Origin of the sequence: Streptomyces sp. NPDC005303 (genome assembly GCF_040607335.1) — a bacterium.
Lineage (GTDB): Bacteria > Actinomycetota > Actinomycetes > Streptomycetales > Streptomycetaceae > Streptomyces.
This window is the reverse complement of sequence record NZ_JBEXGM010000044.1, coordinates 25,856-45,861: the sequence shown is the minus strand read 5'-3', so window position 1 is coordinate 45,861 and position 20,006 is coordinate 25,856. Positions and strand designations below refer to the sequence as shown.

The window sequence follows — 20,006 nt, the reverse complement described above, 5'->3', positions numbered from 1 at the left end:
CCATACGCGAACCGGGTGCGCGAGCGCAGGCGCCGGTTCGGGTTGCGTATCGGATGGGCGGTTTTGTACCGACCTGTAAACCCACGCTTCGGCAGCGCACAGGCGACCCCCAGCGGAACCTGGCACAGTAGAGAGGGGAACGTTCTCCGACCCGGGAGCGTTCTTCCCCGTAGAACGTATTCGCAAGAAGGGTGACGCGCATGACGTACGACCGCCTGGTGTGCGCAAACTGCGCGGCGCCCGTGAGCGAGGGCCGGTGCCCCGTGTGCCGCGCGAACCGCGAGCGGTTGCAGCAGGAGAGCCTCTTCGCGGGCCTGAACCCGACGGCCCTGATCGCCCTGCTCGCGGTCCTGATCGCAGCGGTGGCCCTGCTGGCGCACCAGACCGCTTAGCCGGCGGCCGAGGACAACCGAAGGGCCCGGAGCGTGTCCGCTCCGGGCCCTTCGTCGTACAGCATGCGCACGCTAAGCGGGCACGCGACTACCGGACGTCACCGTCAGGCGGCGGCACCACCGCGGCCGCCCGCGAGGCGCGGCAGGAGGCGGAAGCCGACACCGCCGGCGATCATCGTGGCGGCACCGATGACCAGGAAGGCCGTCTGACCGGCACCGGTCTCGGCGAGCTGCTTGCCGTTGCCCTGGGCCGACGTGTTGGACGTGGTGTCCGTGCCGGTCTCGGTGAGGGCCGAGGAGCCCTCTTCCTGGGTGGAGGCGTTGGAACCGCCGTCGGGGTTGGTGTGGCTGTTGCCACCACCCCCGGCGTTGCCGTTGCCGTTGCCGTTGCCGTTCCCGTTTCCGTTGCCGTTCCCGTTGCCGTTCCCGTTTCCGTTGCCGTTCCCGTTACCCGGGTCGGTCGGGTCCTCGGTGGGCTCGGTGGGCTCCTCGGTCGGGTCCGTGGGCTCCTCGGTGACCGGCGGCGTGGTCGCCGGGTCCGTCGGCACCTCGGTGGCGGGGTCCGTGGGGAGTTCGGTGACCGGGTCGGTCGGAAGCTCCGTGACCGGGTCGGTCGGGTCGTCGTCGCCGAGACCGGTGTCGACGCTCACGCCGACACCGCTGTCGCCCACGCCCACGTTGATCTCCAGCGCGGAAGCAGCGCCGGCAGCGGTCAGCGAGGCACCGGCCGCGATCACGGCACCGGCGGCTATGCGCGCGATCCGGATGCGCGTCTTCTTCGTCATGTGGTTGCTACCCCCAGTAGCTCATCGTCAATGAGGCGGCGCTCGGGGCCGTGATCGACGGGAGAAGGTAGCTGTGCTTCAAGTCCCCCGGTTCACATGCGCCCCAGAGATACGCATGCCGCGCTTCACCCTTCCCATTTTTCAAAGCAACGTCAAGGCCGTTGCGGGCCCGATGTCCTGGTAAGCGCTCTTTGCCGGGGAAAGCGGTCTGTGAGTGTGATGTAAAACCCAGACATAAAGCAAACTGCCGCCTGGTGGGCGGCAGTTGGCAAGCGATGGTCAAGTCGACAAATTTACTTCTCCTGCTGCTTGCGCCAGCGAATTCCGGCCTCCAGGAAGCCGTCGATCTCGCCGTTGAAAACAGCCTCGGGGTTGCCGACCTCGAAGTCGGTGCGCAGGTCCTTGACCATCTGGTACGGGTGCAGGACGTACGAACGCATCTGGTTGCCCCAGGAGTTGCCGCCGTCGCCCTTGAGGGCGTCCATCGCGGCCTGCTCCTCCTGGCGGCGCCGCTCCAGCAGCTTGGCCTGAAGGACGTTCATCGCGCTCGCCTTGTTCTGGATCTGCGAGCGTTCGTTCTGGCAGGAGACGACGATGCCGGTGGGGAGGTGGGTCAACCGGACCGCGGAGTCGGTGGTGTTGACGCCCTGACCGCCGGGACCGGACGACCGGTACACGTCCACGCGCAGCTCGGACTCGTCGATCTCGATGTGGTCGGTCTGCTCGACCACGGGAAGGATCTCCACACCCGCGAAGGAGGTCTGCCGGCGCCCCTGGTTGTCGAAGGGCGAGATGCGCACGAGCCGGTGCGTGCCCTGCTCGACGGACAGGGTGCCGTACGCGTACGGCACCTGCACGGCGAAGGTGGTCGACTTGATGCCGGCCTCTTCGGCGTACGAGGTCTCGTAGACCTCGGTCTTGTAGCCCTTCTGCTCCGCCCAGCGCAGATACATCCGCTGCAGCTTCTCGGCGAAGTCGGCGGCGTCGACACCACCGGCCTCGGCGCGGATGTTGACGAGCGCCTCACGGGAGTCGTACTCGCCGGAGAGGAGGGTGCGCACCTCCATCTCGTCGAGCGCCTTCTTGACGGCGACGAGCTCGGACTCGGCCTCGGCGCGGGTGTCCGGGTCGTCCTCCTCCTCGGCCATCTCGAACAGCACGGAGAGGTCGTCGATACGGCCGCGCAGCGCGTCCGCCTTCCTGACCTCCGCCTGGAGGTGGGACAGCTTGCTGGTGATCTTCTGCGCCTCGTCCGGGTTGTCCCACAGGGACGGCGCGGCCGCCTGCTCCTCGAGCACGGCGATGTCTGCCCTCAGCTTGTCGAGGTCCAGAACGGCCTCGATCGACTCCATGGTCGAGGAGAGGGACTTGAGCTCTTCGGATACATCGACGACTGCCACGCCCTCCAGCCTAACGGCTGTGGCAACCGACCTCGGTCGTCCCCCGGAGCGCCGCCCTCTCAGGGGGAGGCGGGCGCCGAGTTCTTCGTGTCCTGCGGTGCCGCTCCCGCGTCGTCGCCCGAGGTGGCCGCCCAGATCCCCGCGCCCGCCGCGGCGACCAGCACCAGCCCCGCGACCCCCACGACCAGCCTCCGCCGCCGCGTGGCCGCCCGGTGCCGGGCCGAACCCGGACGGGGCGCACCCGCGGGCCGGGGCACCCGGGCGGTCCCCCGCGCGCCCCCGGCCAGCTCGTCGGGCGCCGGCACCCTCATCGAGGTGTGCGTGTCCCGGTTGGAGTCGGCGGGCTTCGCCCCCGGCACCAGCGGCACGGCCCCTCGGCGCACCGGCCGCCCGGAGGAGACCGCCTCCCCGTCGGAGGCCGCCGTCGGCGCTTCCCCGTCCGGCTCCTCCTCCTGCTCCGCGTCCGGCTCGTCCACGTCCAACGGGGGCATGCCGGCCAGCAGGGGCAGCAGCTCCCGCAGCCGCACGCCCAGCTCGGAGGCGCGCAGACGAGAGGCCGGCGCCTTCGCCAGGCACTGCACGATCAGCTGCCACAGCTCGTCGGGGATCCCCGGGAGCGGGACCACCGTCTCCGTCACATGCCGGCGCAGCACCGCCCCGGGATGCCCGCCCCCGAACGGCGTGAACCCGGCCAGCAGCTCGTACAGGACGGTCGCGAGGGCGTAGATGTCCACGGACGCCCGCGGCGGCAGCCCCTCGACGATCTCCGGGGCCAGGTAGTCGGGTGTCCCGATGATCTTCGTGGCCCTGGTCCGCCGCGGTGAGTCGATGAGCTTGGCCACACCGAAGTCGGTCAGCAGCGCCGGATGCGAACCTCCGGGGCCCAGCGGCCCCTGCATGTCGAGCAGGATGTTCTCCGGCTTGACGTCCCGGTGCACGACCCCCTTGGCGTGCGCCGCGGCCAGTCCGTCCGCGACGTCCGCCACGATCGCCACCGCCGCCTCGGGCGCGAGCCGCTTCTCCCGGTCGAGCCGGGTGCGCAGATCGGTCCCCCGGACCAGGTCCATGACGAGTGCGAGGTCGTTGCCGTCGACCACGAGGTCGCGTACGGAGACCACGTGGGGGTGTTCCAGGCCGAGCAGGGCCGTGCGCTCCTGGACGAAGCGTCCGACGAGCTCCTGGTCGGACGCGAGGTCCTCGCGCAGCAGCTTCACGGCGACGGGCCCCTCGGGTCCCTCGCCCAGCCACACCGTGCCGGCGCTGCCCCGCCCCAGGATCTGGTTGGCGGTGTACCGGCTGCCGATCTTCCGTGCCAAGGCTGCTCCTACAGACGCGTGTTGTCGCTAAAACTACGCGCCGGAAGAGCCAACCTTCACCGCGGAGACGGAAATCACCCGCTGAGTGTCGACAAATCCCCAGAGTTACTGCTGACCTGAGGAGTTTCCGCCCTGGTCCCCGATCCAGCCGCTCACGGTGTCGATGATGTCCCCGATCTGCTGCCAGTAGCTCTTGCCGGTGCCGATCCAGTCCTTGAGCGGGCTCAGCTCCCAGATCAGCCAGCTCGCGACGAACAGGATGACGATCGTGAACAGGCAGCCCTTGAGGCAGCCCAGACCCGGGATCTTCATCGGGTTGGCGCTGCGCTGCCGCGGCTGCCGGGGCTCGCGCGCGGGGCGCTCGAGCTGCGGCGGGGGCGCGTACCGCTGCGGCTGCTGCTGCGGGGCGTACTGCTGGGGCTGCTGCTGCGGCTGACGGCCGTAACCGCCCTGCGGCGGGCGTTGCTGGGGCCGCTGCTGCCGCTGCGGCGGCTGCTGTTGCTGCGGCTGCTGTTGCTGCGGCCTGGCGACCTGCCGCTGGGGGCGGCGGCGCAGCGGGTCCTCGTTCGGGTCGAGGTACTGGACCTGCGTCTGTTCGTTGCGGTCCCGGGCCGCGCGCAGCTGGTTCTGCCAGGGGTGCGGGTCCTCGGGCCCGCCGGGCTGCTGTCCCTGCTGCCCGTACTGCCCCTGTCCGGGCTGGCCGGGCGGCACCGGTGGCATGACGGCCGTCGGATCGGCCGCGCCACGGTGCGGGAGTACGGCGGTGGGGTCGGCGGCGCCGACGGGGTTCCCGGCGCCCGTGTGCGGCAGGAAGCTGGTCGCGGCGTTCGGGTCGTAGGTACCGGCGGCGCCCGCGCCGTGCGGCAGTACCTGCGTCGGATCGGCGGCGCCGGGAGTGTCCGGCACGGCGGCCGGGTCCGGGTCGGGCAGCAGCAGCGCGCCGACGTTGTCCGCCGCGGCGATCTGCGCGGAGTTCGCGTGCACGCCGATGCCCTCGGCGACGACCCGCAGCCCGCGCGCGAGGTTCTCGGCGCTGGGGCGCCGCTCCGGGGTCTTGCTCAGACAGCGCTCTATGACCGTCCACAGCGGGTCGGGGACCGTGGAGGGGCGGCGCGGCTCGGCGCTCAGGTGCTGGTGCAGCACTTCGAGCGCGGAGCCGCCGGCGAACGGCGGACGGCCGGTGACCAGCTCGTACAGCAGGATGCCGGCGCCGTAGATGTCGACGGCGGAGGTCTGCGGACGGCCCTCGGCGGACTCGGGCGCGATGTACGCGGGCGTGCCGACGAATTCCTGGGTCCGGGTCAGGCCCGGGGAGTCCGCGAGGCGCGCGATGCCGAAGTCGGTCAGCAGGGGGTGCATCTGGCCGCCGTACTGCCGCAGCAGCACGTTGGCGGGCTTGAGGTCGCGGTGGACCACGCCGTCGGCGTGGCTGGCGGCGAGCGCGTCGGCGATCTGGGCGGTGATCAGGGCGGCGCCGACGGGGCTGAAGGGCCCGTTCTCGCGCAGGTAGCGGTGCAGGTCGGGGCCCTCGACGAGGTCCATGACCAGGGCGAGCAGATCGCCCTCGACGACCAGGTCGCGCACCCGCACGATGTTCGGATGGGTCAGCCGCAGCAGGACGGAGCGCTCGCGCAGGAACCGCATCACGATGTCCGGGTCGCTCGCGAGCTCCTCCTTGAGGACCTTGATCGCGACGGTCTCGCCGGGCTGTCCCGGAACGGCGGCCTCGGCGCCCGCGGTCTCCCGCTGGCGGGCTCGCCACACGGTCCCCGTGGCACCGCGTCCGAGCGGCTCCTCGAGGAAGTACTTGCTGCCTACCGGCCGCACGTCATGCACTCCCTGCTGCTTGCTGTCGTTCCGACCCACTGTAGTGCCGCTCCTCACGGCACCACGTAAGCGTTGCCAAGCACGTTCGAAGGAAAGACGCTCCGGCCGGGCCCTCCGGTTGCCGGACGTTGACGTGACCGATCTCAAGTGATCGTCGGCGCTGCACTGGTCAGGCACTTTTAGGGGCAGAGCTGACCAATCAAGATCACTTGCCCTCGGGCGACAGGCGCGTTGTCAGTGGCAGGTGCGAGGATGCCTGCAGTACTGGCCGATGGTGCTCGTGCGGGGTGGGGATGTCCGCGTCCGAGCAGAAGGGACCGCTGACGGCGATGCAGATCCGGCTGACCGTCGTAGACCCGCTGGGCCCGTCCGACCGGACCCGTGGCCGCGCCGCGAGCTGCGACGTGCTGGTCACCGCTCCCGTCGGCACGGCACTGGCCGCGGTGGCCACAGCGCTCGCCTCGGCGGTCCCCGGGGACGGAGGCGCCTCCCGCGCGGGCGAGGCCGAGCGCGGCGGCGGTCCGGTCGTGCTGTACGCGGACGGCGAGCGGCTGGACGCCCAGCGCGCCACCCTCGGCGAGCCGCCGCTGATCGACGGTGCGGTGCTGTCCCTGGGCGCCCCAGCGGCCCCCGAGCCCCACCCCGAGCTCGACGAGGCCCCCACCCAGCTCCATGTGGTCGCCGGCCCCGACGCCGGCGGCGTCCATCTGCTGCACGGCGGCCAGATCCACATCGGCCGCTCCGCCGACGCCGACGTCCCCCTGGACGACCCCGACGTCTCCCGCCTGCACTGCGCGGTCACGGTCGCCCCCGACGGCCGCGTCTCGGTGGCCGACCTCGACTCCACCAACGGCACGACGCTGGACGGCACCCGCGTGGGCACCCGCCCGGTCCGGTTCCCCCCGGGGGCGCTCCTGAGGATCGGCGAGTCGGTGCTGCGGCTGTCGCCGAGCGGAGGGCGACGGCTCGGGACGGAACCGGACGGCGAGGGGCACGTGCGGGTGACCGCCGGCGAGGCCGGGCTCGCGCAGGGCGACGAGCGGGGGCGCGCGGGCGCGGACGCCGCCGTCCCCACGGGCCTGGCCGGTCGTGCGCAGGGCGGGAGCACTGCGCCCGGCGGCTCGGCGGCGTCCCGGGAGCCGGGCACCGCGGATCATGGACCGAGCGTGATCGCGCCCCACCGCCGGACCTCGGAGAGCGCCGCGGAACCCGGCACAGCCGGGTACCGGCCGGATGCTGTCCAGGGGCGCGGGACGGCCGGGACCCGCGAGGACGGCGGGGCTGCGTCCGGCTCGGCCTCCGGACAAGCCGCGGGCTCGCCCCGCGCGCGCGGCAGGGTCTCGGCACGTGCCGCAGAGGCCGCGTCCGCCTTGCGCGCAGGGTCGGCGGAGGGCTCGGCACCCGCGCGTGCCGGCCGTGACAGCGGCGCCCCCTCACCTCAGCCGCCCGCCGACCGGACCCATCACGCCTACGGCTCCGCGAGCTGGGGCGCGTCGGGCGGCGGCCCCGAGACCACAGGAGCCCAGGGCCACGGGCCCACCGAGCCGTCGGCCGTCGTGCCGGAACAGGGCGGCGCGCCCCGGATCGAGCGCCGGGGCGACACCGAATCCGGCCCCGGGGGTACCGCCGGAGCGCTCTTTTCCGACGAAGTACGGGACAGGGCTCCCGGCGGGGACACCCACGGCGGCCGGTCCGGGCTCGGCTCCTTCGAGGTGACGCGTACCACCGCCCTGCCCTCACCTCCTCCACCGGACCAGGCCCAGCCCTCCGCTCCCGCCTCCGACACCCCGGACGCCCCCGCGGCCGGGCGCCGCAAGGGCACCCCCCTGCGCGGTACCGACGTACCGCCAGGCGTGCGGCGGCGCGGCGGGCTCTCCGCGTGGGCCCGGCGGCTGACCGGGGGACGGGGCGAGCAGGAGACCTCCGAGCGGGACGAGGCGTACGACGAGACGGCCGCGCCCGTCACCGCGGTGCCGTCGGCCGCCGCGCCCCAGGTGCCCGAGGTCTGGCCCGACCCGGCGGCCCTGCTGCTGACGGCGCTGGGTCCCGGCGCGCGCCTGTGGGAGCGCGGACCCGGGCATCCCGAGGCCCTGACCGTGCGCCTCGGCACCGCCGACCGGGCCGCCCCCGACGGCTCGGGGCTGCTCCCGGCCGTTCCGGTCACCGCGGATCTGCGCGAGGCCGGTGCACTGGGCCTGGCAGGTCCCCGCGCGCGTCTCGCCGGGCTGGCCCGCGCGGTGGTGGCCCAGCTCGCCGCCCTGCACGCGCCCGAGACCCTGGAGATCGTCCTGATCAGCACGGACCGCTCCCGGCCCGTGCAGGAGCGCACCGCCGAGTGGTCCTGGCTCGGCTGGCTCCCCCATGTCCGACCCGGACACGGCCAGGACTGCCGCCTCCTCCTCGCCCACGACCGCGAGCAGGCCGCGGCCCGCACCGACGAACTGCTGCGCCGCCTCGACGACCACCTGGCCGACGCGGAGCTCGCACCGGCCCGCAGGACCGCACCGGCGACCCGCTCCGCCCCGCAGGACCGCACCCGGAGCACCGCCCGACGGCCCTCCTGGGCGAGGGACGGCGCGGAGGACGAGGCCGACGCCGGTTTCCCGGGGCCGTACACCGTGGTCGTCGTCGACGGCGACCCCGGCGGCGCCGATCTGCGCAAGCGGGTGGCGCGGCTGGCGGCGGAGGGCCCCCGGGCCGGCATCCACATCGTGTGCCTGGCCGAGACCGCCCCGGCCTCGCCCGCCTCTCCGGTGACGGACACGTACGAGGCGGCGTGCGCGGCGGCCCCGACGTTCCGCGAGTGCGGGGCGGTCGGCCTGCTCAGCGGGGACGTGGCGACGGCACTGAGGCTGATGCGGGTGGCGCGGACCGGGGTTCCGACGGAGGCGGACACCAGGGCCGACGGCACCGGCGCTTCCCGCCGCACCCCCGAGTCCGGCCGCTCCGACACCTCGCGCCCCGGTACCGTCCCGTCCCCCGCCGACGCACGCCACGCGGACGCGCCCCGCGCCGGTGCCAGGTCCCGCCCCACCGGCCCGGGCCCGCGCACCGACGCCGACACCGTCCGCCCCACCGCGGCCGCTGCCCCGGTCCCCGTCGGCCACGGCACGGTCGCCGCCGTGGACGCCGTCTCCGCGGCCTGGGCCGAGCGGTTCGCGCGGGCACTGGCGCCGTTGCGGACGGACGGGACCGCAGGTTCGGGGCACGCGCGCGTGTCCGCGCCGTTGCCCCAGTCGGCGCGCCTGCTGGACGAGTTGGGGCTGGCCCGGGCCACCCCGCCGTCGCTGATGACACGCTGGGCGGACGCGGCCGACGACCCGGAGTCGCTCGGCGGCCGGGCCTGGGCGGTGCTGGGGGCCGGACCGCGCGGCCCGGTCTGCGTCGACCTCGTGGCCGAGGGCCCGCACCTGCTGATCGAGGGTCCCGCGGGCAGCGGCCGTACGGAACTGCTGCGGGCGGTCGTCGCCTCGCTGGCCGCGGCCGAGCGCCCCGACCGTCTCAGCATCGTCCTGATGGACGGCCGGGACAGCGTGGGCGCCGTCGGCCATGGCGAAGGCCTGCGCGTGTGCACGGACGTACCGCATGTGACCACCCACCTCCTCGCCAACGACCCGGTCCGCATGCGGGAGTTCGCCCAGTCCCTGAGCGCCGAGCTGAAGCGGCGCGCGGAGCTGCTCGGCCGCTCCGACTTCGCGGAATGGCACACCGGCCGCGAGCTGTCGGGCCGTATGGTCGCGCAGCGCACGGCGTCCCACCGGAACACGGCAGGCACCGCGGGCACTTCCGGTGACCAGGCCGCCGGTGACCTCGACTCGCCGCCCAGCTCCACGATCCGCCTGCGCCCCGGCGCGGCCCGCCGTCGCACCGAGACGGCACCCCCGCTCCCCCGTCTGGTGGTGATCGTGGACGACCTGGACGCCCTGGTCTCGCCGCCCCTCGGCTCTCCGGGCAGGCCGGCCGCCGGCTCGGTCATACGCGCGCTGGAGGCGGTGTCCCGTGAGGGCGAGCGCCTGGGTGTCCACCTGGTGGCCGCGACCGGCCCGGGCGGCCGTACCGCCGAGTCGGAGGTGGCCCGCCGGGCCACCCTCCGCGTCACCCTGGACACCCCGGCCACAGGCCCGGACGAACCGGCTCCCGGCCGAGGCCGGTTGACCTGGTCCGACGGCCGGGTCACGGCCTTCCAGGCGGGCCGGGTCACCGGCCGCATCCCCCGCACCGCGACCCTGCGCCCCACGGTCGTCCCGCTGGAATGGGACCGCATGGGCGACCCCCCGGCCCGCCGCCCGGTCCGGGAACTGGGCAACGGCCCGACGGATCTTGCCCTGCTCGCGAGTGCATTGGAACGGGCAGCGCGGGAAGTGGCAGCAGCAGAGGTCCCGTCACTGCTCTAGACGTCAAGGGGTCCCGGGGGGCACCGCCCCCGGACGACGCATGCCACGACGCACCGGCACTGGTCACGACGCCATTACGATCACCCGGTTGACAGTGAACGCCCACTTGCCGACCTCGGCCCCCCGGCGTAGACCAGATCGCACGGGACAGCCCTCGAACGTTCGACGAGGAACGAAGAACGGGGTCGTAATGCGCAGCACCAGCAGCACACAGCGGAAGCCGAAGTCAGCGAACAGGGCTGCGAAGTCGGCGGCCGCCGCCGTGGCGGCGGCCCTCGCCCTGTCGCTCACCGCATGCGGCGGAGGCGACGACAAGAGCAGTGACACGGGCGCCACAGGCGGCAAGGAGACCGGCACCACGGTCACCCTCCCCAAACTGAACGGCCAGAGCCTGGAGGTCGCCGCCGTCTGGAGCGGCGCGGAACAGGCCAATTTCAAGAAGGTGTTGGCGGAGTTCGAGAAGCGCACCGGCGCCAAGGTGACCTTCGTGCCCGCCCAGGACCCGATCGTGAACTTCCTGGGCTCGAAGGTCGCGGGCGGACAGCCGCCGGACGTCGCGATGCTTCCGCAGCCCGGAGCGATCAAGCAGGCCGTGGACAAGAAGTGGGCCAAGCCCCTCGGCACGGAGGCCAAGGCGGAGCTCGCCAAGAACTACTCGCAGGGCTGGCAGGACATCGGCAAGGTCGGCGGCACCCAGTACGGCGTCTACTACAAGGCCGCCAACAAGTCGTTGATCTGGTACAACGCGAAGGTCTTCGAGAACGCGGGCGCCACCGAGCCGAAGACCTGGGACCAGCTGCTCACCACCGCCCAGACGGTCTACGACTCGGGCGTGACGCCGTTCTCCGTGGGCGGCGCCGAGGGCTGGACCCTGACGGACTGGTTCGAGAACGTCTACCTCTCCCAGGCGGGTCCGGAGAAGTACGACCAGCTCGCCAAGCACGAGATCAAGTGGACGGACCCGTCCGTGAAGGACGCGCTGACCACGTTGGCCCAGGTGTGGGGCAAGAAGGACTATGTCGCGGGCGGCGCGAAGGGCGCGCTGCAGACCGACTTCCCTGCCTCGGTGACGCAGACCTTCACCGGCGGTGAGCAGCCGAAGGCCGCGATGGTCTACGAGGGCGACTTCGCGCAGGTCAACATCCAGACGGCCAAGGCGAAGGTCGGCACGGACGCGAAGGTGTTCCCGTTCCCGAAGGTCGGTGACACCGCCCCCGTGGTCTCCGGCGGCGACGCGGCCGTGATCCTGAAGGACTCCAAGGCCTCGCAGGCGCTTGCGACCTTCCTGGCCTCCCCGGACGCGGCGACGATCCAGGCCAAGCTGGGCGGTTATCTCTCACCCAACAAGAGCGTGGACATCTCGGTGTATCCGAACCCGGTGCAGCAGAAGATCGCCAAGGCGCTCATCGACTCGGGTGACGACTTCCGCTTCGACATGTCCGACCAGGCCCCGCAGGCGTTCGGCGGCACTCCTGGCAAGGGCGAGTGGAAGGCGCTCCAGGACTTCCTGACGAACCCGAAGAACATCGCGGGCACCCAGGCGAAGCTGGAGGCCGACGCGGCGGCCGCCTACGGGAACTGAGGCGATGACATCGGCCACCGAGGCAGGGGTCCCACCGACTCCTGCCTCCCCCAAGTCGCGCAAGAGCGTGACCGGCACACGGCGGACCGTGGCAGCGATGTTCCTGCTGCCCGCCCTCGTGCTGCTGGGCGCGCTCGTGGTCTACCCGATCGGGTACTCCCTCGTCCGCAGCTTCTACGACCAGTCCGGTGACGGCTTCGCCGGAATCGACAACTACAAGGCCCTGTTCACCGACGACGGCATCCGCACGGCCCTGAAGAACAACGTGATCTGGGTGGTGTTCGCGCCGACGATCGCCACCGCGCTCGGTCTGATCTTCGCGGTGCTGACCGAACGGGTGCGCTGGGGAACGGCGTTCAAGCTGGTCGTCTTCATGCCGATGGCGATCTCGATGCTGGCGGCGGGAATCATCTTCCGGCTCGTCTACGACCAGGACCCGGACAAGGGGTTCGCGAACGCGGTGTGGGTGGGCGTGCACGACACGTTCGCGCAGTCCTCGGCGTTCCCGAAGGCCCACCCGGGCCGGAACTCGCCGCTGGTGGCCCAGGGCGGCGGCTTCATCACCAAGGCGACGGTCCACACCGGCGGCACGGTCACCCTGCCCCTGGTCGGCGTCGCTCCGGACCAGATGCCCGGTGACGCGAAGAAGGCCGTGGCGCCGCAGGCCGACCCGGGCCGGATCACCGGGACGACCTGGCAGGACTTCACGCGCGGCAAGGGCGTCGGCAAGCTCGGCGGGGTCGACCCGACCGAACTCGGCTACCCCGGCATGAAGATCGAGGCGGTCAAGGACGGCAAGGTCGTCGAGACGGCGAAGGCCGGGGACGACGGCACGTTCTCCCTCTCCGAGAAGGCCGACGGGGCGCAACTGCGGCTTCCGGCGAGCAACTTCAAGGAGGCCTACAACGGGCTGGACTGGCTCGGCCCGTCGCTGGTGACACCGGCGATCATCGGGTCCTACATCTGGATGTGGGCCGGTTTCGCGATGGTGCTGATCGCGGCCGGGCTCGCGGGCATCCCCCGGGAACTGCTGGAGGCGGCCCGGGTCGACGGCGCGAGCGAGTGGCAGGTCTTCCGCAGGGTCACGGTCCCCCTGCTCGCGCCCGTCCTCGCGGTCGTCACCGTGACCCTGATGATCAACGTCCTGAAGATCTTCGACCTGGTCTTCATCATCGCCCCGGGCTCCTCGCAGGACGACGCGAACGTCCTCGCCCTGGAGCTGTACCGCAAGGGCTTCGCCGAGGACCAGCCGGGCATCGCGAGCGCCATCTCGGTGTTCCTGCTGCTCCTGGTGATCCCCGTGATGTGGTTCAACATTCGTCGGCTCAGGCGGGAGGTGCGGCGATGACGACTCAGGCCGAAAGGCTCCCCGAGACGGCGGTGGCCGACGGTGCGAAGGCGAGGCAGTCGCTCGGCTCACGGCTCGTGGAGCGCGTCAGCGGCGGCCTGATAAGCGTCCTGCTCGTCGTCGTCGGCCTGTTCTGGCTGGTGCCGACGATCGGGCTGCTGATCTCCTCGCTGCGCACCCCGCAGGACCTCACCGCGAGCGGCTGGTGGACGGTCTTCACCAAGCCCTCCCAGCTCACCTTCGACAGCTACGACAAGCTGCTCCACAACAGCGACATCACCAGCTCGATCGTCAACACCATCCTGATCACGGTCCCGGCGACGCTGCTGGTGATCGTCATCGGCGCGCTCGCGGGGTACGCGTTCGCGTGGATGGAGTTCCCGGGCCGCGACTGGTGGTTCATGGCCGTGGTCGGTCTGCTGGTGGTGCCGGTGCAGGTGGCGCTGATCCCGATCGCCGAACTCTTCGGCAAGATCGGCCTGTTCGGCAACATCTTCGGGGTGATCCTCTTCCACACGGGCTTCGGCCTGCCGTTCGCGGTGTTCCTGCTGCGGAACTTCTTCGCGGAGATCCCGCGGGAACTCCTGGAGGCGGCACGGCTCGACGGCGCGGGTGAACTACGCCTGTTCACAAGGGTGGTGATGCCGCTCGGCGGGCCCGCGATCGCGAGCCTGGGCATCTTCCAGTTCCTGTGGGTGTGGAACGACATGCTGATCGCCCTGGTGTTCACGGACGCCGACAGCCAGCCGATCACGGTCGCCCTGCAGACGCAGATGCGTGCCTTCGCGGACAACGTCGACGTCCTGGCACCGGGCGCGTTCATCTCGATGGTGATCCCGCTGATCGTGTTCTTCGCGTTCCAGCGGCAGTTCGTGTCCGGCGTGATGGCGGGGGCGGTCAAGTAGGCCGTACAAGCGCCGAGTTGGAGGGGCGGACCGATACCGGTCCGCCCCTCCACGTTCGCCCGAATGCCGTAAGGACCGTAACTCGGCGCCGCCGTGGGGCGTTCCCGGGCAGAACGCCCGCGCCGACCCTTGGATGTGCCGTGCCCAGGTTCAGTGTCATCGTCCCCGCGTACAAGGTTCAGGCGTACCTGACGGCTTGCCTGGAATCGGTGCTGTCACAGTCGTACGAGGATCTGGAGCTGATCGCGGTCGACGACCGCTCGCCGGACGCGTGCGGCGAGATCATCGACGAGTTCGCGGCCCGTGACCCCCGGGTCCGGGCGGTCCACCTGGCGCGGAACAAGGGGCTCGGTCCTGCTCGCAACGCCGGGGCGGCCGAGGCTACGGGCGACTACCTGCTGTTCCTCGACGGCGACGACACCCTCACCCCGCACGCGCTGCGGGCGATCGCCGACCGGCTGAAGGAGACCGGCGAGCCGGACGTCCTGGTCCACGACCACGCACTCGTCGACCGGTCGGGCGAGAGGGTCCGCGACACCTTCGCGGCTCAGCTCACCGAGCAGGGCCCGGCGCCGTTCCGCCTGGAGGACCGGCCGGGGCTGCTGCGGGTGTCCGCGGCGGCCTGGAACAAGGCGTACCGCAGGGAGTTCGTCGAGCGCGAGGGCTTGTCCTTCCCTGCCGGCCACTACCCGGACCTGCCCTGGACCTATCCGGTCCTGATGGCCGCCGAGTCGATCGCCACCCTGGACCGGGTCTGCGTCCACCACCGCCGGCACCGCGGTGCCGAACCCCTCGGCGCGGCCGGCCACTTCGACCTGTTCGACCAGTACGACAGGGTCTTCGCGTATGTCGAGCAGTGCCCCGAACTCGCCCGGTGGCGGCCGGTGTTGTTCCACCGCACGCTGGACCACCTCTGGGCGGTGTTCGCCGAGCGGGACCGTCTCCCCCGCGGCATCCGCGCCGAGTTCCTTCGCCGGGCCCGCGCCCACCACCGCGCCCACCGCACCCCGGGCCACCCGGTCCCGGCGCGCTCCTGGCCACGCCACACCGTGATCCGGCTGGGCCTGTACCGCACCCACCGGCTCGCGGAACTGGCCCGGAGGTTCGGCCGAGGGGCCGCCCGCCCGGCCGTACGCCTCGCCGGATCCCTGCACACGGCGGCTCTGCGGCTCCACTACCGCGTCCAGCGCCGCCTCCCCCTGCGCGAGGACCGTGCCGTCTTCGCCGCGTACGGGGGCCGCGGTCACAGCTGCAACCCGGGCGCGCTGGAGGAGGCGTTCCGCGCCTTCGCCCCGCACATCCGCACCGCGTGGATCGCCCGCCCCGAGCACCACCACACGATCCCGACCGCGACCCGCCGTATCCGACCCGGCACGGCCGCCTACTGGGCGGCGCTGGCCCGCTCCAAGTACCTCGTCGACAACACCGACTTCGACCGCCGCCTGGTCAAGCGCCCCGGCCAGATCCTCCTCCAGACCCAACACGGCACGCCCCTCAAGCACATGGGCCTGGACCTCCAGGAACGCCCCGCGGCGGCAGGGGACTTGGACTTCGAGGCGATGCTGCGCGGCGTCGACCAGTGGGACTACCTCCTGTCCCCCAACCGCCACACCACCCTGACCTGGGAGCGGGTCTACCCCGGCCGCTACACCATGCTCCCCTACGGCCAGCCCCGCAACGACGTGTTCCAGCGGGCGACTTCGGAGGACGTACGGTGGCTGCGCGCGTCCCTCGGCATCCCCGAGGGCTCGGTCGCCGTCCTGTACGCCCCCACCCACCGCGACTTTTGCCGCACCCAGCGCACCACCCTCGACCTTGACCGCCTCGTGCGCCGCCTGGGACCCCGCTTCGTGGTGCTGGCCCGCGCCCACCACCGCCACGGCGGCCCGCTCGTCTCCCCCGCCACCGCCCGGGTCATCGACGTCACCGACCACCCGAGCGTCGAGTCCCTGTGCCTGGCCTCGGACGCCCTGGTCACCGACTACTCGTCCCTGATGTTCGACTACGCGGGCCTGGACCGCCCGATCGTGATCCACGCCACCGCCGACGACTGGGCGGCGTACGAGGCGGCTCGCGGCACCTACTTCGACCTGCGGTCCTTCCCGCCGGGCGCGGTCGCGCGCAGCGAGGACGAACTGATCGACATCTTCGCCACCGGCCACTGGCGCGGCTCCCGCTCCACCCAGCTGCGCTCGGCGTTCCGCGAGCGCTTCTGCCCGTACGACGACGGCCGCGCCGCCGAACGGGTCGTACGCCATGTCGTTCTGGGCGAGACCGAGGTGCCCCCGGTGATCCCGCTCGCGGAGCGCCACCCGGTGCCGTCGGCGGCGGCCGCGCTCGACCGCCCCCCGCTGGCCACCGTGCCCCGCCCCGCGGCGGAAACGCCCCTCACCGAGACCCACTGACGCAAGCGGCCGGCACCGAGATCCCCCGTCATCGAGACCCACTGACGGAAACGCCCGTCACCGAGATCCACCAGGAAGGGCCCATGCCGTCCAGCCCGTCCCATCCCACACCGACCCGTCCGTCCACCTGGCGCCCGGTGGGACGGCCGGGGCGCCGGTCCCACCGCCGGTCCCACCGCCGGGCCGCGCGGACGGTGGACGGCCGCGGCTAGCCCCGGGCCGCCTCGGGATGCAGCCGCACCCATCCCTCCCACGCCGACGTGATCATGTCCTGGACGTCGTGCTTGGCCTTCCAGCCGAGCTCGGTGGCCGCCAGGTCGGCGGAGGCGACGACCCGGGCCGGATCCCCGGGGCGGCGGGGAGTGACCGTCGGGGGGCGGTCGTAGCCGGTGACGGCGTTGATGTGGTCGATCATCTCGCGCACGGAGACGCCCTCGCCGCGGCCGATGTTGACGGTGAGGCCGCGTCCCGGGGAGGACTGCAGGGCGCGGGCGGCGGCCACATGGGCCTCGGCCAGGTCGACGACGTGGATGTAGTCGCGGACGCAGGTGCCGTCGGGGGTGTCGTAGTCGTCGCCGAAGATGCGCGGGGCCGCGTCCTCGGTGAGCTTCTCGAAGACCATCGGGACGATGTTGAAGACGCCCGTGTCGGCCAGTTCGGGGCTCGCCGCGCCCGCCACGTTGAAGTAGCGGAGGCAGGCGGTGGACAGGCCGGTCGCGCGGCCCGTGGCGCGCACCAGCCACTCCCCGGCCAGCTTGGTCTCGCCGTACGGGGACATAGGCGCGCACGGGGTCCGCTCCGTCACCAGCGGGACGTCCGGCATGCCGTACACCGCCGCGGAGGACGAGAAGACGAAGGCGGGGACCCCGGCCGTCGTGACCGCCTCCAGCAGGACGCGCAGGCCCTCGACGTTCTCCCGGTAGTAGTGCAGCGGCAGCTCCACCGACTCGCCGACCTGCTTCTTCGCCGCGAGGTGGACCACACCGGTGACCTCGTGGTCCGCCAGGGTGTGCGCCACCCGCTCGGCGTCCAGCGTGGAACCCACCACCAGCGGCACATCGGCCGGCACGCGCTCGGCCACGCCGGTGGACAGGTCGTCGTACACGACCGCCTGCTCGCCCGCCCCGGTCATCGCCCTCACGACATGCGCTCCGATGTAGCCGGCGCCGCCGGTGATCAGCCAGGTCATGTACGGCCGTCCCCTCTTCGGTTGACCCGTGTCCGCGTATCAGTGAACCAGGCGGCGGGATCGGACGAGTGCCACTGCTGTCACCACGTGTGACTGGATTGACACGTACGGTGTCGAGGCCCGGCGCGCGTGAGTCCCGCTCAGTCCTCGTCGGGCAGTTCGGCGTGCACCGCCGCGTCCAGGGCGGAGGTGAGCTGGTCGAGGCGGGCCCGCAGGGCTCGGATCTCGTCCACGTCGAAGCTGGTCGCGGAGACGATCCGGCGGGGCACTTGTTCCGCGCGCTCGCGCAGGGCGACACCCTCCTCGGTGAGCCGCACCTCCACCGAGCGCTCGTCGCGGGTGCTGCGCTCACGCCGGACGAGGCCGGCCGCCTCCAGTCGCTTGAGGAGGGGGGAGAGGGTGCCCGAGTCGAGCCGCAGGTGCTCGCCGAGCTTCTTGACGGGCAGGTCGCCGTGCTCCCAGAGCACCAGCATCACCAGGTACTGCGGGTAGGTGATCCCCAGATCCTTGAGGATCACGCGGTAGACGCTGCCGAAGGCACGGGAGGCCGCGTTCAGGGAGAAGCAGATCTGCTGGTCGAGGCGGAGCCAGTCGGTGGTGGCCGAGGCGACTGTCGTAGAGGCGGTCGGGGACGTGTCCATGGGTCCAGGATAGCTCTTGCGGGCCATTTAGTTGTGCACAATTGAATTGTGTGCTCTACTTATGGCCGTGAGGCGGCCACGCAAGGGCCGCCGGAACGAACTTCGAGAGGGACGGTTTTCATGGACGCGCTCTACACCGCTGTCGCCACCGCCACCCACGGCCGCGACGGCCGCGCCTACACGAACGACGGCAAGATCGACGTCGCTCTGGCCCCGCCGGTGGAGCTGGGCGGCAACGGCCAGGGCACCAACCCGGAGCAGCTGTTCGCCGCCGGCTACGCCGCCTGTTTCGGCAGCGCCCTCGGTCTCGTCGGCCGCCAGGCCAAGGTGGACGTCAGCGACGCCGCCGTCACCGCCGAGGTCGGCATAGGCAAGCAGGGCGAGGGCTTCGGCCTCAAGGTCACCCTCCGCGTCGAACTCCCCGAGACCGTCGACGCGGAAACCGGCCGCAAGCTGGTCGAGACGGCCCACCAGGTCTGCCCCTACTCCAACGCCACCCGCGGCAACATCGAGGTCGACCTCGTCATCGAGTAGCCGGCACGGACACAGCGGTTGGCATGCGCCCGCGCGTGAGGCCGTAGCAGCCCAGGGCTAGCCTGCGCGGATGGTCGTTCGCGCAGAGCGCGCCCTGGGCGCCGTCGTCGGTTCCGCTGTGGGGGACGCATTGGGTGCTCCTTTCGAGTTCGGGCCCGAGGGTGCCTTCTCGGACCGCTTTCCGGAGCCGGCGCACGGCGGCGAGATGTGCGGGGGTGGCGGCTGGGACCCGGGTGAGGCGACCGACGACACGCAGATGGCGGTCCTGGTCGCCGAGTCCCTGGTGGAGTGCGGCGGGCTCGAACTCCCGGACGTCTTCCGGCGGTTCCAGCGGTGGGCGGCGGCGGAGCCCAAGGACATCGGCCTCCAGACCGAGGCCGTGCTGAGCAGCGGCGACCCGTGGGACACCGCCGCCGCTCTCCACTTCCAGGTGAACCAACGAGCGGCGGGAAACGGCGCGTTGATGCGGGCGGCCCCGTCCGCCGTGTACTTCGCCGCCCACGGCCGCGAGGCCACCATGGCCGCCGGACGCCGCCTGGCCGCCCTCACCCACGGCGACCGGGCCGCCTGGGAGGGCACGGCCGTCTTCCACGAACTGGTACGGGTGGCCCTGGCCGGCGACGACCCGCTGGACGCCGTGGACGCCACCCTTGACGCGGTCCACCAAGACCACCGCGCGCGCTACGCCACCGTCCTGGCCCCCGACTGGCACCCGGACCAGGCCACGGAGTTCAACGGTGCCGTATGGCCCTGCCTGGGCTCCGCCGTCTGGGCGCTGCGTACGACGACCTCGTACGAGACAGCCGTACGCGCCGCGATCGACCTGGGCGGCGACACGGACACGGTGGCAGCGGTGACCGGCGGACTGGCCGGAGCGGTGTACGGCGTCACGGCCGTCCCCGAGCGCTGGACGAACCTGCTGCATGTGCCGCTGCCGGGCTTCTCCGACCGTGTGCTCAGGACGGCCGACCTGGCAGCCCTCGCCTGTCTCCTCACCGGCTGACGGTAGCGCTCGTTACGGGCGCGGGCCTGTGTCGACATACGGCTCCCCGCGCGGGCGAGGTCAGCTCCGCAGCCAACCCATCCTTGCGGCGGAAGTCATTGCTGATCATCCTCCAGAATCCCCTCCAGCTCCGCCCGCTCCACCGCGAACACCAGCAGCGCCCCCGGGCCGTCCGCCCACGGCCCCGTGGCGAACAGCTTCCCCTCGGCATACAGAAGACGGCCCGGGTGCACGCCCCGGAACCTCTCGCCCTGCGTACGGCACCGGACTCCGGGCACAGGCACG

General features: G+C 72.2%; 15 protein-coding genes. 8 read left to right on the top strand and 7 right to left on the bottom strand.

The annotated features are described in order from the left end of the window. Positions 1-200 precede the first annotated feature (200 nt). Positions 201-392: a hypothetical protein gene (locus ABZT93_RS36670; protein WP_356112828.1), complete on the top strand. Its 192-nt coding sequence runs from the start codon at positions 201-203 to the stop codon at positions 390-392. 104 nt (positions 393-496) lie between these two features. Here ABZT93_RS36670 and ABZT93_RS36665 read toward each other — a convergent pair whose 3' ends face one another. The 4 genes from ABZT93_RS36665 to ABZT93_RS36650 all read right to left on the bottom strand — a co-directional run bounded on the left by ABZT93_RS36665 (position 497) and on the right by ABZT93_RS36650 (position 5,720). Continuing rightward, complete coding sequence (locus tag ABZT93_RS36665) at positions 497-1,177, bottom strand: hypothetical protein (RefSeq protein ID WP_356112826.1); 681 nt, start codon at positions 1,175-1,177, stop codon at positions 497-499. 293 nt (positions 1,178-1,470) lie between these two features. Then, the gene (gene prfB / locus ABZT93_RS36660) at positions 1,471-2,577 is read right to left on the bottom strand and encodes a peptide chain release factor 2 (protein WP_355748469.1); all 1,107 of its coding nucleotides are present in this window, start codon (positions 2,575-2,577) and stop codon (positions 1,471-1,473) included. 59 nt (positions 2,578-2,636) lie between these two features. After that, positions 2,637-3,893, bottom strand: coding sequence for a serine/threonine-protein kinase (locus ABZT93_RS36655; protein WP_356112824.1), 1,257 nt, complete (start codon positions 3,891-3,893; stop codon positions 2,637-2,639). Positions 3,894-3,998: 105 nt separating this feature from the next. After that, positions 3,999-5,720, bottom strand: a complete 1,722-nt coding sequence (locus ABZT93_RS36650; protein WP_356112845.1) for a serine/threonine-protein kinase — start codon at positions 5,718-5,720, stop codon at positions 3,999-4,001. A gap of 293 nt (positions 5,721-6,013) precedes the next feature. On the opposite strand from ABZT93_RS36650, the gene ABZT93_RS36645 reads away from it, so the two are divergent. The 5 genes from ABZT93_RS36645 to ABZT93_RS36625 all read left to right on the top strand — a co-directional run bounded on the left by ABZT93_RS36645 (position 6,014) and on the right by ABZT93_RS36625 (position 16,354). Beyond that, positions 6,014-10,114 carry an FHA domain-containing protein gene (locus tag ABZT93_RS36645; protein ID WP_356112822.1) on the top strand — a complete coding sequence of 1,367 codons (4,101 nt, stop codon included), beginning with the start codon at positions 6,014-6,016 and terminating at the stop codon, positions 10,112-10,114. Positions 10,115-10,304: 190 nt separating this feature from the next. Continuing rightward, positions 10,305-11,696 carry an ABC transporter substrate-binding protein gene (locus ABZT93_RS36640; RefSeq protein ID WP_356112820.1) on the top strand — a complete coding sequence of 464 codons (1,392 nt, stop codon included), beginning with the start codon at positions 10,305-10,307 and terminating at the stop codon, positions 11,694-11,696. A 4-nt stretch (positions 11,697-11,700) separates the two neighbouring features. Continuing rightward, positions 11,701-13,044, top strand: a complete 1,344-nt coding sequence (locus ABZT93_RS36635) for a sugar ABC transporter permease (protein ID WP_356112818.1) — start codon at positions 11,701-11,703, stop codon at positions 13,042-13,044. Further along, positions 13,041-13,949, top strand: coding sequence for a carbohydrate ABC transporter permease (locus ABZT93_RS36630; RefSeq protein WP_356112816.1), 909 nt, complete (start codon positions 13,041-13,043; stop codon positions 13,947-13,949). Before ABZT93_RS36635 ends, ABZT93_RS36630 begins: the two co-directional genes overlap by 4 nt. A 140-nt stretch (positions 13,950-14,089) precedes the next feature. Further along, positions 14,090-16,354, top strand: a complete 2,265-nt coding sequence (locus ABZT93_RS36625) for a bifunctional glycosyltransferase family 2 protein/CDP-glycerol:glycerophosphate glycerophosphotransferase (RefSeq protein ID WP_356112814.1) — start codon at positions 14,090-14,092, stop codon at positions 16,352-16,354. Positions 16,355-16,562: 208 nt separating this feature from the next. Here ABZT93_RS36625 and galE read toward each other — a convergent pair whose 3' ends face one another. Together galE and ABZT93_RS36615 are read right to left on the bottom strand one after the other, a co-directional pair. Further along, positions 16,563-17,543: a UDP-glucose 4-epimerase GalE gene (galE, locus tag ABZT93_RS36620; protein WP_356112812.1), complete on the bottom strand. Its 981-nt coding sequence runs from the start codon at positions 17,541-17,543 to the stop codon at positions 16,563-16,565. A 140-nt stretch (positions 17,544-17,683) separates the two neighbouring features. Continuing rightward, positions 17,684-18,184, bottom strand: coding sequence for a MarR family transcriptional regulator (locus tag ABZT93_RS36615; protein ID WP_356112810.1), 501 nt, complete (start codon positions 18,182-18,184; stop codon positions 17,684-17,686). A gap of 120 nt (positions 18,185-18,304) precedes the next feature. Here ABZT93_RS36615 and ABZT93_RS36610 point away from each other — a divergent pair, with 120 nt between their 5' ends. Together ABZT93_RS36610 and ABZT93_RS36605 are read left to right on the top strand one after the other, a co-directional pair. Next, the gene (locus tag ABZT93_RS36610; RefSeq protein WP_356112809.1) at positions 18,305-18,718 is read left to right on the top strand and encodes an organic hydroperoxide resistance protein; all 414 of its coding nucleotides are present in this window, start codon (positions 18,305-18,307) and stop codon (positions 18,716-18,718) included. A 70-nt stretch (positions 18,719-18,788) separates the two neighbouring features. Continuing rightward, the gene (locus tag ABZT93_RS36605; RefSeq protein WP_356112807.1) at positions 18,789-19,721 is read left to right on the top strand and encodes an ADP-ribosylglycohydrolase family protein; all 933 of its coding nucleotides are present in this window, start codon (positions 18,789-18,791) and stop codon (positions 19,719-19,721) included. A 95-nt stretch (positions 19,722-19,816) separates the two neighbouring features. Here the strand turns inward: ABZT93_RS36605 and ABZT93_RS36600 are convergent, their stop codons facing one another. Next, positions 19,817-19,999, bottom strand: a complete 183-nt coding sequence (locus ABZT93_RS36600; protein WP_356112805.1) for a hypothetical protein — start codon at positions 19,997-19,999, stop codon at positions 19,817-19,819. Between the last annotated feature and the right edge of the window lie 7 nt (positions 20,000-20,006).

Bases quoted from the DNA above. Each gene is read 5' to 3' on its own strand.
- ABZT93_RS36670 (WP_356112828.1), top strand. From the start codon at position 201: ATGACGTACGACCGCCTGGTGTGCGCAAACTGCGCGGCGCCCGTGAGC.
- ABZT93_RS36665 (WP_356112826.1), bottom strand. From the start codon at position 1,177: ATGACGAAGAAGACGCGCATCCGGATCGCGCGCATAGCCGCCGGTGCC.
- ABZT93_RS36645 (WP_356112822.1), top strand. From the start codon at position 6,014: ATGTCCGCGTCCGAGCAGAAGGGACCGCTGACGGCGATGCAGATCCGG.
- ABZT93_RS36640 (WP_356112820.1), top strand. From the start codon at position 10,305: ATGCGCAGCACCAGCAGCACACAGCGGAAGCCGAAGTCAGCGAACAGG.
- ABZT93_RS36635 (WP_356112818.1), top strand. From the start codon at position 11,701: ATGACATCGGCCACCGAGGCAGGGGTCCCACCGACTCCTGCCTCCCCC.
- ABZT93_RS36630 (WP_356112816.1), top strand. From the start codon at position 13,041: ATGACGACTCAGGCCGAAAGGCTCCCCGAGACGGCGGTGGCCGACGGT.
- galE (WP_356112812.1), bottom strand. From the start codon at position 17,543: ATGACCTGGCTGATCACCGGCGGCGCCGGCTACATCGGAGCGCATGTC.
- ABZT93_RS36615 (WP_356112810.1), bottom strand. From the start codon at position 18,184: ATGGACACGTCCCCGACCGCCTCTACGACAGTCGCCTCGGCCACCACC.
- ABZT93_RS36610 (WP_356112809.1), top strand. From the start codon at position 18,305: ATGGACGCGCTCTACACCGCTGTCGCCACCGCCACCCACGGCCGCGAC.
- ABZT93_RS36605 (WP_356112807.1), top strand. From the start codon at position 18,789: ATGGTCGTTCGCGCAGAGCGCGCCCTGGGCGCCGTCGTCGGTTCCGCT.